We start from the raw sequence: 11,833 nt of genomic DNA on the forward strand, positions 1-11,833 counted from the left end.
CTGCCCGGGCCGTCGGTGGCCCGGGCGGGTTTCAGTCCCCCCGGGCCGCATTCGCCGGCCCGTATCAGATCTGGCTGTACATCATCAGCTTGAAGTTCAGCAACAGCCCCAACGACACCCAGCCGAGCCCCAGCAGGCCATTGATCAACGGCTTGCCGGGAGCCACGCGCGTGGCCAGGAAGCGGGCGATGGCGGCGCCGATCAGCGCGCCGGGAAAGTCGAACAGATAGAACAGCCAGCCCAAGGCGCCTTCCGGGGAACTGATCCACAGGCAGAACAGTTGCAGGTGCGCGGCCAGGGCCAGGGCCACCCCGGTGAACAGCGCCGGCGTGGGCCGGGTGTACAACAGCAGGCCGAGAATCAGCCCCTGGGGCAGCCAGTAGGCGGCGAAGTTCTCCCAGAAATAATCTATCGGTTGCCAGGCCCGGACGATTGCCAGGGACAGCCCCCAGAGCAACGCGGCGGCAGCGGGCAGGTGATTCAGGGAGAGCAGGCGCAGGGAGCTGGAAGACATGCAGGATCTCGCTAATGAAGTTGTGGATCAGCCGGGCTGATGGTCGGGGAGGGCGCTCTGGCTGCACAGCTCATGCACCACCTGGCGCAACCAGCGATGGGCCGGGTCGGCCTCCATGCGCGGGTGCCAGAGCAGGGAGATGGTCATCTCCGGCAGGGGCACCGGGAGGCTGAAACCGTGCAGGCCGTGCCGCAGGTTGCTGGTGTGGCGCTCGGGCACCATGGCGATCAGGTCCGAACCCCGGGCCAGGGCCAGGGCGGCGGAAAAACCGCTGACCAGGGTGACGATCTGTCGTTCCAGGCCCAGGGCTTTCAGTGCCTCGTCCATGCGCCCATGAGCATGGCCCTGGTGGGCGGCGAGGATATGTTCGCCAGCCACGTAGGCATCCAGGCTTACCGGCCCCCGGCTCAAGGGGTGGCCGGCGCGCACCACGCCGATAAAGCGATCGCGAAACAGCGCCCGGGTGCGCAACTCGGGGCTGGTGTCGGCGTCGATCACCGCGGTTTCCAGGTCGACGCTGGCATCGCGCAGGGGCTGGCTGTTGCGGTCCAGCTTGGGTACGAAATGCACCCGCACCCCGGGCGCTTCAGCCCGCAGGCGGCTGACCAGCGCCGGGCCGAAATTCTCGACGAAGCCATCACGGCTGCGCAGGGTGAAGGTGTACTGCAGGCGGCCAAGGTCAATCTGCTCGGCCGGGCGCAGGGCGGCCTGGGCGTCTGCCACCAGTTGGCCGATGCGCTGGCGCAGCTCCAGGGCCCGAGGGGTGGGCACCAGGCCGCGCCCGGCGCGCACCAGCAGCGGGTCGCCGGTGGCCTGGCGCAGGCGGGCCAGCGCCCGGCTCATGGCCGAGGGGCTCAGATGCAGGCGCTGGGCAGCCCGCGCCACGCTGCCTTCGGCCAGCAGTACGTCCAGGGTCAGCAGCAGGTTCAGATCGGGAGTCGACATCGGCGCAATGTAGCACGCAGGCAGCTGGCATGGCGTTGAATGCATCAATTAACTGCAAAGGCTGCGCCTTCCGCCTGGTCACGGCTGGCCCTAGGCTGGCGGGCATCACCTTGCCGGAGCCTGTGCGATGCCCATTCCCGAGTCCCAAGCCACCCCCCAGGAAGCCCTGGCGCCCCGTGCGCGCTGGGCCCTGGCCAGCCTGTCGCTGGCGATGCTGATGCCGTCCCTGGACACCAGCATCGCCAATGCCGCGCTGCCGAGCCTGGCCCAGACCCTTGAGGCGTCGTTCCAGCAGGTGCAATGGATTGTCCTGGCCTACCTGCTGGCCATTACCACCCTGATCGCCAGCGCCGGGCGCCTGGGGGACCAGTGGGGCCGGCGCCGGGCGCTGCTGGCGGGGATCGGCCTGTTCACCCTGGCCTCGCTGTGCTGCGGCCTGGCCCCGGGCCTGGGCTGGCTGCTGGCGGCCCGCACGCTGCAAGGCCTGGGGGCGGCGGTAATGCTGGCCCTGAGCATGGCCCTGGTGGGTGACGCGCTGCCCAAGGCCCGCACCGGGGCCGCGATGGGCTGGCTGGGCAGTATGTCGGCCCTGGGCACCACCCTGGGCCCGGCCCTCGGTGGCCTGATACTGGCCAGCGTCGGCTGGCGCTGGATGTTCCTGGTCAATGTGCCCCTGGGGTTGGTGGCGCTGTTACTGGCCTGGCGTTGCCTGCCGCCGGACCGGCCTGTGGCGTCGGCCAGTGCCTTCGATGTGCCGGGCAGCCTGCTGCTGGCCTTGAGCCTGGGCGCCTATGCCCTGGCCCTGACCCTGGGGCACAACTTGCTGGCGCCGTTGAACCTGGGCCTGCTGGTGGCCAGCGTGGTCGGGGTCGCGCTCTTGGTGCGTGTCGAGCGCCGGGCCGCCGCGCCGCTGTTCCAGCCGGCCCTGCTGCGCCGTCCACAACTGCGCAGCAGCCTGTGGCTGAGCCTGCTGGTGTCGACGGTGATCATGACCACCCTGGTGGTGGGGCCGTTCTACCTGGCCCGGGGGCTGGGGCTCGGGAGCCTGGCAGTGGGCCTGAGCCTGTCCCTGGGGCCGCTGGTGGCGACCCTGTGCGGCGCCCCCGCCGGGCGTCTGGTGGACCGTTACGGTGCCCGGCCGCTGTCCCGGCTCGGCCTGCTGGGGTTGTGTGGCGGCCTGGGCCTGCTGGCGCTGCTGCCCCGGAGCCTGGGGCTGGCAGGCTACCTGCTGCCGCTGGCCCTGGCCACCGCCAGCTACGCGCTGTTCCAGGCGGCCAACAACAGCCTGGTGATGCGTGATGTGGCGCCGCAGCAGCGTGGGCTGACGGCGGGGTTGCTGAGCCTGTCGCGCAACCTCGGGCTGATCAGTGGCGCGGCGGCCATGGGCGCACTGTTCGCCTGGGGCTCGGGGCCGCAGGCCAGCGTCGAGGCCGTGTCCCGTGGCATGCACTGGACCTTTGGCGTGGCGGCGCTGCTGATGCTGCTGGCCTTGCTCAGCGCCGGGCGCAACCGGCTGTCCGAGGAGGCCGGCTCGCCCTTCATCAGTCGTCTGCTGGCGCACAAACCCACCTACATGATCCTCGACGACCACGAGATCGAGGACAACTGAACGCAGGACCGCATCGACAAGAACGGTAGCAAGCGCACCCTGTTCAACTGGGCGATGGGCGCCTACATGAGCTACCAGTGGAGCCATGGGCCGCGCTTCGAGGACAGCCATGTGCAGAACCGTGCGATGTCCGGCAACGATCAGTACCTCAAGCACCGTTCGGTCAAGCAGCTGTTCTACGACTTTTCCTGTTCCAACTATCCGTTCTTCGTGCTGGATACCCGTACCCAGCGCTTTGTCGATGATGTGCCCGGCGCCTTGCAGGACAACCACCTGCTGGGCCGACCTTCACTGCACCCGGCCGAACCCGGCCAGTTGGATCGCTTGTGCGCCTGGTGACAGCAAGCAGGACGATAGCGTCAACGACCAGCCGGAGCGGCTGCAACTGATGTCCTGGTAGCGGGGCTGGCCCTGGGCGCACCTGCTCTAGTGGCCTGTCACATGGAGTTGGTGCAGATGGCTCACCCGCCCGAGAAACATCATCTGGCGCATGTACATCGCCACGAGCAGGGCCAGGGCGCTAAAGCCGTTGAACCAGGGATGCTGGACCATGGACAGCGCCCCACAGGCGCTGAAGCCGATTTCGATCAGGGCCAGGGCGATACAGCCGGTCAACAGGTTCTGGCAGAGGCTGACCTCCGCCATCGCCTTGACCAGGGTCCTGCCGGCGCCGTCATCTGCCTGGATGACTTCATCCAGTTGCCTGGTCACCGCCTTCCACCTGGCGAAGCTGGAGGATGCCGGGGCATCTGCCAGGCCTATCAGCGCCGCCAGGAACCTGAAGCGGTTCAGCGTAGCGATGGATAGCCAGTCCCAGAGCGGGGCGAAGCCGGTGAAGACGATACCGGACACGTAGCTGAGGATGATCAACACGAACAACAGGGCGCCGCCGAGAATATCGGGGGTTTGCAGCTGTTCGTGGGGGTACTTGAAGGCCAGGACGATCCAGAACGCCATGCCCGGGCAGATCCGCGCAATCAGATCGTAATAGACGCTGGGAATGAGGTTGAGGATCGAGGTGAGCCCGCTGCCGCCCTCGCTCTTGCCAGGCTCTTTCTTGCCCTTGTCTGCTTCGCACATGGCGCTCTCCCTTGCCCAGGAACTCCTGGCTCCTAACTCTTAGTCCAAGGGGGGAGCGTTGTCCACGGAACGGGCTGGACAAGCACTTTCAGTGCTGCCAGGGCAGGGGGGCGCCTCGAACACGCGGTTGGGCGAACACAGGGCCTGGGTGCCCTGTGTCCCTTTGCCAGTCAGTACCCAGGGGCGGCTTACAGCCCCAGTTCCAGCGCCAGCAGGTCCGCCAGTGGCTGGCGGCGGCGGATCAGTTTCGGCTGGCCGTTCTCGAACAGCACCTCCGGCAGCAGCGGGCGGCTGTTGTAGTTGGAGGACATGCTGGCGCCATAGGCGCCGGTGTCGTGCAGTACCAGCAGGTCGCCGACCCGGGCCTGGGGCAGGGGGCGCGGGGTCAGGCATTCGTCGTCCTGGGTGAAGATGTCGCCGGACTCGCACAGCGGGCCGCCGACCACGGTCAGCTGTTGCGGGCGCTCCACCGGGTGGCCGGCGGCGTCCAGCAGGCTCATGCCGTGGTAGGCGCCGTACATGGCCGGGCGCATCAGGTCGTTGAACCCGGTGTCCACCAGCACGAAATGATGCTGGCCGGCGGTCTTCACCACCCGCACTTCGCTGACCAGGCAGCCGGCCTCGGCCACCAGGAAGCGCCCCGGTTCGATCTCCATGCGCACGCCGTGGCCCAGGTAGGCCTCGATCTCCTGGCGCGCCACTTTCCAGGCATTGGCGTAACGCTGCACGTCCACCGGGGTGTCGCCCTCGCGGTAGGGGGTGGACAGGCCGCCGCCGATGGAGAAGGCCTCGAGGTCGTGGTCCAGGGATTTCACCGCCGCCACCATGGCTGCGCCCACCTGTTCCAGGTGGTCGTAGTCGACCCCGGAGCCGATGTGCATGTGCAGGCCCACCAGGTGCAGGCCATGCTGGCGGATCACCGCCAGGGCTTCGCTCATCTGGTCGTGCCAGATGCCGTGCTTGCTGTTTTCGCCACCGGTGTTGGTCTTGCGGCTGTGGCCGTGGCCGAAGCCCGGGTTGATCCGCAGCCAGACCCGGTGCCCCGGGGATTTCTCCCCCAGTTGGCGGAGCATGTCGATGGAGCCGGCGTTGACTTCCACCTGCAGTTCCACCACCCGGGCCAGGGTGGCCTCGTCGAACAGGTCGCAGGTGAAGACGATGCCGGCATCCACCGGGCTGAAGCCGGCCAGCAGGGCGCGTTCGATTTCCCCCAGGGACACCGCATCGACCCGTACCCCGGCCTCGCGGATCAGGCGCAGCAGGTGCAGGTTGGACGAGGCCTTCTGGGCGTAGCGCACCACGTCGAACGCCTGCAACTGGGCGATGCGCGCCTGGATGGTGGCAGCGTCATAGCACCACAGTGGAGTGCCGTACTGGCGGGCGGCGGCGACAAGTTGAGCGGGGGAAAATGGAATGGCCATGGCGAATGCAATCTGTGATCAGTGGGAATGGAGGCAGCATGCCCGTTGGTGGCTATTCAAGAAAATATCTATTCTTTGCCAAGATATTCATATTTGATATGGGCTGGTTGATTAAGCGAGTTTCCCGCCATGGACATCTCCCTGCGGCACATCGAAGTGTTCCGCGCCATCATGCAGGCCGGCAGCGTCACCGGCGCCGCGCGCCTGCTGTTTACTTCGCAGCCCACCGTGAGTCGCGAGCTGGCCCGGCTGGAAACGCTTTCCGGCTTGCGCCTGTTCGATCGTGAAGGCGGGCGCCTGCTGCCCACGGCCCAGGCCCTGCTGTTGCTGGAGGAAGTCGAGCGGGCCTATGTGGGGCTGGAGCGGATCAACAGCGTGGCCCAGTCGATCCGCCGCTTCGAGCACGGCCAGTTGAGCCTGAGCTGCCTGCCGCTGTTCTCCCAGACCCTGCTGCCGCCGGTGTGCAAGCAGTTCCAGGCGCAGCACCCGGGCATCGGCCTGAGCATCACCGCCCAGGAATCGCCGCTGTTGGAAGAGGCCCTCAGTGCCCAGCGCCATGACCTGGGCCTGACCGAAAGCGAGCACCTGCCCCGGGGCACCCAGGGCGAACTGCTGTTCTGCGCCGACATGGTCTGCATCCTCGCGGACGACCATCCGCTGCTGGCCAGGCCACGGCTGGCGCTTGCGGATTTTCGCGGCCAGGACTTCATCAACCTCTCGGGCCTGGATATCTACCGCCAGACCCTGGATGAGCATTTTCGCCAGGCCGGGGTGGATCGCCGGATAGTGGTGGAAACCACCAACGCAGCTTCGGTGTGCGCCATGGTGCGCCAGCGGCTCGGGGTGGCGATCATCAACCCCTTGAGTGCCATGGAAGAGGCCGGGCGCAGCCTGGCGATCCGACCGTTGCAGCTGTCGGTGCCCTATCGGGTGATGCTGATCCGCCCGGATTACCGGCCCTCGTCGAGTTTTGTCGAGGGTTTCAGTGAAGCCCTGCGCACCCAGGCCAAGGCACTGCAAGAGCAGGTCGGGCGGATAGTGCAGGGAGGGCAAGGGGTGAATCGCTCAGGCTGATGGGGGCGTGGCCCAATGTTCAGCTTGTTGGTGAAGAGGGTGCGTTGGCGCTTCAGGGAAACATGTCCCTCTCGTATGGCGGCAGACAGTTACCGAGGATAGCCCTGCGGTCGGCTGATCTTGTGGCAAGCCTCAGGTGCAGGCCCGGACCGTAGCGACTCAATCCCCTGACCAGTTCTGGAGTCAAATAAAATGCCTATTGCCATTCACGCACGCAACAACACCGCCGCTGCGCAGCAAGTCGCCATCAGGAATACCGCCCAGGGCAACAACCTGGCCAACGTCAACATACCTGCCCAAGTCAACGTGGTTCTTTATGTCCTGCAAGCGGATGCCAGTGCCGACCTGTATCTGATCTGCAATGCCAATGCTGCCCAGGCTGCCCAGTTGAGCGTCGTCTACCGGGGCCATAGCAGTGTGGTTCAAGACAGCGACTGGGCCCGCCAATGGACAGTCGATGGTGCCGTGGATGGCGTACAGCTGGACCTGGCATAGCGGGAAAAACTCGCTGGCAAAGACCATCCTGCGCACGCCTTCCCCGTAGGAGCCAGCTTGCTGGCGAAAGCGCTCTCACGGGCGCCTTCGCTGGCAAGCCAGCTCCTACAAGGAGGGCGGTTTGCGCGGAGGTTAGCGCTCGATCGCCAGGGCCACGCCCTGGCCGCCGCCGATGCACAGGGTGGCCAGGCCCTTTTTGGCATCACGCTTGATCATTTCATGCAGCAGGGTCACCAGCACCCGGCAGCCCGATGCACCAATCGGGTGGCCGATGGCGATCGCACCGCCGTTGACGTTGACCTTGCTGGCGTCCCATTCCAGTTCCTTGGCCACCGACAGCGACTGTGCGGCGAAGGCTTCATTGGCTTCGATCAGGTCCAGTTGGTCCAGGGTCCAGCCGGCCTTGTCCAGGCAGCGGCGGGTGGCCGAGACCGGGCCGATGCCCATGATCGCCGGGTCGACGCCGGCGTTGGCGTAGGCGGCAATTTTTGCCAGCACCGGCAGGCCCAGGGCCCGGGCCTTGCTGGCGCTCATCAGCATCACCGCGGCAGCGCCGTCGTTCAGCGCCGAGGCGTTGCCGGCGGTGACGCTGCCGTCTTTCTTGAACGCCGGCTTGAGCTTGGCCAGGGCCTCGGCGGTGGTGCCGGGGCGCGGCTGTTCGTCGGTGGCGAAGGTCAGCGGCTCGCCCTTGCGTTGGGGAATCTGGATCGGGGTGATCTCGTCGACAAAGCGCCCGGCCTCGATGGCTGCTGCGGCTTTCTGTTGGGAAGCGGCGGCGAAGGCGTCCTGGGCTTCACGGCTGATGCCGTATTTCTCCACCAGGTTCTCGGCGGTGATGCCCATGTGGTAGTCGTTGAAGGCGTCCCACAGGCCGTCGCTGATCATGGAGTCGACCATCTGGCTGTGGCCCATGCGCAGGCCGGTGCGGGCGCCGGGCAGCACGTAGTTGGACAGGCTCATGTTTTCCTGGCCGCCGGCGATGATCACCTCGGCATCGCCGCAGCGGATGGCCTGGGCGCCCAGGTGCAGGGCCTTGAGGCCGGAGCCGCAGACCTTGTTCAGGGTCATGGCGGGCACGGCGTGGGGCAGGCCGGCTTTGATCGCGGCCTGGCGTGCGGGGTTCTGCCCGGCGCCGGCGGTGAGCACCTGGCCCATGAGTACTTCGTCGACCTGGGCCGGGTCGATGCCGGTCTGGGCCAGCAATTGGCGGATGACCGCGGCGCCCAGGTCAACGGCGGGAATGTTCGCCAGGGAGCCCTGGAAACTGCCCACGGCGGTGCGGGTGGCGGCAACGATTACGACGTCTTGCATGATGGGGCTCCTCAGGCGAACTGCATTTCAGGCACGTGGTCCGGCACGATCAGCTTGCCGGCGGTCTTGCTGACGATTTCCTCGACGCTGACCCCGGGGGCGCGCTCCTTGAGGATGAAGGCGCCGTTCTCGATCTCCAGGTACGCAAGGTCGGTGAGCACGCGCTTGATGCACTGGGCGCCGGTCAGCGGCAGGCTGCAACGGCTGAGCAATTTGGATTCGCCGTCTTTCGAGGCGTGGGTCATGGTGACGATGATGTTCTCGGCACCGGCCACCAGGTCCATGGCGCCGCCCATGCCCTTGACCAGCTTGCCGGGGATCATCCAGGAGGCGATGTTGCCCTGCACGTCCACTTCGAAGGCGCCGAGCACGGTCAGGTCGATATGGCCGCCGCGGATCATCGCGAAGGATTCGGCGGACGAGAAGATCGAGGCGCCGATGCGCGCGGTCACCGTCTGTTTGCCGGCGTTGATCATGTCGGCGTCGACTTCGTCCTCGGTGGGGAAGGCGCCCATGCCCAGGAGGCCGTTTTCCGACTGCAGCATGACTTCCATGCCGTCGGGGATGTAGTTGGCCACCAGGGTCGGGATGCCGATGCCAAGGTTGACGTAGAAGCCGTCCTGCAGTTCGCGGGCGACGCGCTGAGCCATTTGTTCGCGGGTAAGAGCCATGTTTGTTGTCCTTTTAGTCGGGCTGGGGAAGGGCGATCACTTGCGCACGGTGCGCTGTTCGATGCGCTTCTCGAAGGTGCCGCAGATGACCCGGTCGACGTAGATGCCGGGGGTGTGGATCTGCGTCGGGTCCAGCTCGCCCGGTTCGACGATTTCTTCCACTTCGACCACGGTGATCTTGCCGGCGGTGGCCGCCAGGGGGTTGAAGTTCTGCGCGGTGTGGCGGTAGACCACGTTGCCGAAGTGGTCGGCCTTCCAGCCCTTGACGATGGCGAAGTCACCGGTGATGGACTCTTCCATCAGGTAGGTGCGGCCCTTGAATTCGCGGGTTTCCTTGCCGTCGGCCACCGGGGTGCCGACGCCGGTGGCGGTGAAGAAGGCCGGGATCCCGGCGCCGCCGGCGCGCATTTTTTCCGCCAGGGTGCCCTGGGGGGTCAGTACCACTTCGATCTCGCCGCTGAGCAACTGCTTCTCGAACAGGGCGTTTTCACCCACGTAGGAAGCGATCACCTTGCTGATCTGGCGGTCTTCCAGGAGCACGCCCAGGCCGAAACCGTCGACCCCGCAGTTGTTGGACACCACGGTCAGGTCGCGGGTACCGCGGCGCTTGATCTCGGCGATCAGGTTTTCGGGGATACCGCACAGGCCGAAGCCGCCGGCGATCACGGTCATGCCGTCTTGCAGACCTTCCAGGGCTTCCTCGTAGGACGCCACGCGCTTGTCGAAACCTGCCATTTGCACCTTCCTCTTTCTTGTTCGTTGGCGGCTGGCCAGCCGTTTGCGGGCCAGTGTTGCGCTGCGGGATTGATTTGTTAAGTTGATTTTTAAGGTTGATTGATTGGAAAAGCAGCATAATCCAGGGCGGCATACACCCAAGAGAATGGCAGATGACGGTTAAACAGATACGGGCATTTCTGGCTGTGGCCCACAGTTTGAGCTTTGCCCTGGCCTGCGAACGGCTGCACCTGTCGCAGTCGGCCCTGAGCCTGACGATCAAGGCGCTGGAGGAAGGTCTGGGTGGGCGCCTGTTCACGCGCAATACGCGCAATGTGGCCCTGACCCCGGAAGGCGAGGCCCTGCTGCCCCTGGCGCGGCGTCTGATCGCCGACTGGGACAACGCCGAGGACGAACTGCGCCAGCGTTTCACCCTGCAGCGAGGCCGGGTGACCCTGGCGGCGATGCCGTCCTTTGCCGGCAACCTGCTGCCGCCGATCCTCAAGCACTTTCGGGCCCGCTATCCCCAGGTCAACGTCACGGTCAACGACGTGGTCAACGAGCAGGTGCTGGAGATGGTCCGTGATCGCGAGGTGGAGCTGGGGGTGGCGTTCGAGCCCCAGGACAGCACCTCGCTGGTGTTCACCCCGCTGTACATCGACCGCTTTGTCGCCGTGGTGCCCCGGGATTCGCCCCTGGCCCGGCGCAGCGAGATCGACTGGCAGGCGCTGTTGCAGGAGCCCTTCATCACCTTGCAGCGGCCGTCCACGGTGCGGGTGATGCTCGAAGATCACCTGCGGGCACGGGGCGTGCAACTGCCGGTGGAGTTTGAAAGCCACCAGTTGGCGACCGTGGGGCGCATGGTCGCCAGCGGCCTGGGGGTGAGTGCGGTGCCGGCGTTGTGCGCCCAGCAGATGCGCGAGCTGGGCGGGCACTGCCTGACCCTGCACGATCCGGTGGTGGAGCGGGCCATTGGTGTACTGACCAAGCCGGGGGACGAGCTGTCCACCGCGGCCCAGGCGCTGTTCGACATCCTGCGCGAGGAAAACCTCGGCCAGCGCCTGGCGCTACTCTGAGGCTCAACGCAGCAGGCGTTCGGCCAACTGGGGCAGCAACAGGTCACAGGGCTCGCCGAGCTTGAGGTCCAGCAGCTCGTCGGCGCGGGTCTTGCCGAAGTTGATGGCCAGCAGCGGCTTGCCTTGCTCGGCCACGGCGCGGCACAGGCGGAACGCCGAATAGGCCATCAGCGACGAACCCACCACCAGCAGGCCTGCGGCTTCGTGCACGGCGCTCAAGGCCCGGGCCGCGGTGGCCGCGGCCACGTTCTCGCCGAAGAACACCACATCGGGTTTCAATCGCGAGCCATTGCAGTAGGGGCAATGGGGCACCTGGAAGCGTTCCTCGAAGGCCGGGTCCAGCAGGGTGTCGCCGTCCGGCGCCTGCACCGCGTCAACGCCGGCCAGGTAAGGGTTGTGCGCCTCCAGTTGCTGCTGGATGGCCTCCCGCTGGCTGCGCTGGGCGCAGTCCAGGCACAAGACCCGCTGCAGGCTGCCGTGGAGCTCGATGACCTCCAGGCTGCCGGCCTCGTCGTGCAGCGCATCGACATTCTGAGTGATCACCCCGGCGATCCGGCCTGCGGCCTGCAATTGCGCCAACGCCTGGTGCGCGGCATTCGGCCGGGCCTGGCGAATGCGCGGCCAGCCGAGCATGGCCCGGGCCCAGTAGCGGCGACGGGCTTCGGGCTGGGCGAGGAATTCCTGGTACATCATCGGCTGGCGGCCACGGCGCACGCCCTCGCTGTCGCGGTAGTCGGGGATCCCCGACGGGGTGCTGATACCGGCGCCGGTGAGGACCATGAACGGCTTGCCGTGCATGGCGGCGGCGAGTTGTTCGAGCGGCGGGGCAGTGGGGCGATCGATCATGGGCTGCGCTCGTCTGTAGAGGGGACGGTTATCAGGAATAAACGCAAAACCCCGGGGATGCCAGGGTTTTGCGTCGA

Annotated in this window: 13 protein-coding genes; 5 read left to right on the forward strand and 8 right to left on the reverse strand. The window is 66.5% G+C overall.

Features of this window, described 5'->3' with window-relative positions; genetic code table 11:
- Window positions 1-64: 64 nt before the first annotated feature.
- Both AC1RGE_RS01595 and AC1RGE_RS01600 read right to left on the reverse strand, forming a co-directional pair.
- Window positions 65-514, reverse strand: coding sequence for a hypothetical protein (locus tag AC1RGE_RS01595; RefSeq protein ID WP_210694245.1), 450 nt, complete (start codon window positions 512-514; stop codon window positions 65-67).
- A 27-nt stretch (window positions 515-541) separates the two neighbouring features.
- Window positions 542-1,459, reverse strand: coding sequence for a LysR family transcriptional regulator (locus AC1RGE_RS01600; RefSeq protein WP_492583090.1), 918 nt, complete (start codon window positions 1,457-1,459; stop codon window positions 542-544).
- Window positions 1,460-1,586: 127 nt separating this feature from the next.
- Between AC1RGE_RS01600 and AC1RGE_RS01605 the strand changes: the two genes are divergently transcribed.
- Window positions 1,587-3,068 carry an MFS transporter gene (locus AC1RGE_RS01605; RefSeq protein ID WP_492583092.1) on the forward strand — a complete coding sequence of 494 codons (1,482 nt, stop codon included), beginning with the start codon at window positions 1,587-1,589 and terminating at the stop codon, window positions 3,066-3,068.
- Between the two features lie 66 nt (window positions 3,069-3,134).
- Window positions 3,135-3,407: a hypothetical protein gene (locus AC1RGE_RS01610; RefSeq protein ID WP_230493592.1), complete on the forward strand. Its 273-nt coding sequence runs from the start codon at window positions 3,135-3,137 to the stop codon at window positions 3,405-3,407.
- 87 nt (window positions 3,408-3,494) lie between these two features.
- Here the strand turns inward: AC1RGE_RS01610 and AC1RGE_RS01615 are convergent, their stop codons facing one another.
- Window positions 3,495-4,148 carry a hypothetical protein gene (locus AC1RGE_RS01615; RefSeq protein WP_492583094.1) on the reverse strand — a complete coding sequence of 218 codons (654 nt, stop codon included), beginning with the start codon at window positions 4,146-4,148 and terminating at the stop codon, window positions 3,495-3,497.
- Between the two features lie 188 nt (window positions 4,149-4,336).
- A complete protein-coding gene (lysA, locus tag AC1RGE_RS01620) occupies window positions 4,337-5,569 on the reverse strand; it encodes a diaminopimelate decarboxylase (RefSeq protein WP_011060616.1) in 1,233 nt (410 codons plus the stop codon).
- Between the two features lie 129 nt (window positions 5,570-5,698).
- Here lysA and AC1RGE_RS01625 point away from each other — a divergent pair, with 129 nt between their 5' ends.
- Window positions 5,699-6,643 (forward strand): LysR family transcriptional regulator, encoded by a 945-nt coding sequence (locus AC1RGE_RS01625; protein WP_401260937.1) that lies wholly within the window; start codon window positions 5,699-5,701, stop codon window positions 6,641-6,643.
- A 192-nt stretch (window positions 6,644-6,835) separates the two neighbouring features.
- Window positions 6,836-7,138, forward strand: a complete 303-nt coding sequence (locus AC1RGE_RS01630; RefSeq protein ID WP_492583096.1) for a hypothetical protein — start codon at window positions 6,836-6,838, stop codon at window positions 7,136-7,138.
- 132 nt (window positions 7,139-7,270) lie between these two features.
- On the opposite strand, the gene AC1RGE_RS01635 is transcribed toward AC1RGE_RS01630, so the two are convergent.
- Genes AC1RGE_RS01635 through AC1RGE_RS01645 form a run of 3 tightly spaced genes read right to left on the reverse strand, consistent with a single transcriptional unit; the run spans window position 7,271 to window position 9,855 of the window.
- Window positions 7,271-8,449, reverse strand: a complete 1,179-nt coding sequence (locus AC1RGE_RS01635) for an acetyl-CoA C-acetyltransferase (protein ID WP_077935048.1) — start codon at window positions 8,447-8,449, stop codon at window positions 7,271-7,273.
- An 11-nt stretch (window positions 8,450-8,460) separates the two neighbouring features.
- Window positions 8,461-9,120 (reverse strand): CoA transferase subunit B, encoded by a 660-nt coding sequence (locus AC1RGE_RS01640; RefSeq protein ID WP_011060620.1) that lies wholly within the window; start codon window positions 9,118-9,120, stop codon window positions 8,461-8,463.
- Window positions 9,121-9,156: 36 nt separating this feature from the next.
- Complete coding sequence (locus AC1RGE_RS01645) at window positions 9,157-9,855, reverse strand: CoA transferase subunit A (protein ID WP_011060621.1); 699 nt, start codon at window positions 9,853-9,855, stop codon at window positions 9,157-9,159.
- A gap of 152 nt (window positions 9,856-10,007) precedes the next feature.
- Here AC1RGE_RS01645 and AC1RGE_RS01650 point away from each other — a divergent pair, with 152 nt between their 5' ends.
- Window positions 10,008-10,910, forward strand: a complete 903-nt coding sequence (locus AC1RGE_RS01650; RefSeq protein ID WP_015635104.1) for a LysR family transcriptional regulator — start codon at window positions 10,008-10,010, stop codon at window positions 10,908-10,910.
- Between the two features lie 3 nt (window positions 10,911-10,913).
- Here AC1RGE_RS01650 and AC1RGE_RS01655 read toward each other — a convergent pair whose 3' ends face one another.
- Entirely contained in the window at window positions 10,914-11,756 is an 843-nt protein-coding gene (locus AC1RGE_RS01655; RefSeq protein ID WP_011060623.1) for an NAD-dependent protein deacetylase, read from the reverse strand.
- Window positions 11,757-11,833 lie beyond the last annotated feature (77 nt).

This window comes from Pseudomonas sp. GW823-FHT02C05 (assembly GCF_058797595.1).

What these genes read in the sequence shown, in the direction of transcription:
- AC1RGE_RS01600 (WP_492583090.1), bottom strand. Translation starts at nt 1,459, where the DNA reads ATGTCGACTCCCGATCTGAACCTGCTGCTGACCCTGGACGTACTGCTG.
- AC1RGE_RS01640 (WP_011060620.1), bottom strand. Translation starts at nt 9,120, where the DNA reads ATGGCTCTTACCCGCGAACAAATGGCTCAGCGCGTCGCCCGCGAACTG.
- lysA (WP_011060616.1), bottom strand. Translation starts at nt 5,569, where the DNA reads ATGGCCATTCCATTTTCCCCCGCTCAACTTGTCGCCGCCGCCCGCCAG.
- AC1RGE_RS01615 (WP_492583094.1), bottom strand. Translation starts at nt 4,148, where the DNA reads ATGTGCGAAGCAGACAAGGGCAAGAAAGAGCCTGGCAAGAGCGAGGGC.
- AC1RGE_RS01605 (WP_492583092.1), top strand. Translation starts at nt 1,587, where the DNA reads ATGCCCATTCCCGAGTCCCAAGCCACCCCCCAGGAAGCCCTGGCGCCC.
- AC1RGE_RS01630 (WP_492583096.1), top strand. Translation starts at nt 6,836, where the DNA reads ATGCCTATTGCCATTCACGCACGCAACAACACCGCCGCTGCGCAGCAA.
- AC1RGE_RS01650 (WP_015635104.1), top strand. Translation starts at nt 10,008, where the DNA reads ATGACGGTTAAACAGATACGGGCATTTCTGGCTGTGGCCCACAGTTTG.
- AC1RGE_RS01595 (WP_210694245.1), bottom strand. Translation starts at nt 514, where the DNA reads ATGTCTTCCAGCTCCCTGCGCCTGCTCTCCCTGAATCACCTGCCCGCT.
- AC1RGE_RS01655 (WP_011060623.1), bottom strand. Translation starts at nt 11,756, where the DNA reads ATGATCGATCGCCCCACTGCCCCGCCGCTCGAACAACTCGCCGCCGCC.
- AC1RGE_RS01645 (WP_011060621.1), bottom strand. Translation starts at nt 9,855, where the DNA reads ATGGCAGGTTTCGACAAGCGCGTGGCGTCCTACGAGGAAGCCCTGGAA.
- AC1RGE_RS01625 (WP_401260937.1), top strand. Translation starts at nt 5,699, where the DNA reads ATGGACATCTCCCTGCGGCACATCGAAGTGTTCCGCGCCATCATGCAG.
- AC1RGE_RS01635 (WP_077935048.1), bottom strand. Translation starts at nt 8,449, where the DNA reads ATGCAAGACGTCGTAATCGTTGCCGCCACCCGCACCGCCGTGGGCAGT.
- AC1RGE_RS01610 (WP_230493592.1), top strand. Translation starts at nt 3,135, where the DNA reads ATGAGCTACCAGTGGAGCCATGGGCCGCGCTTCGAGGACAGCCATGTG.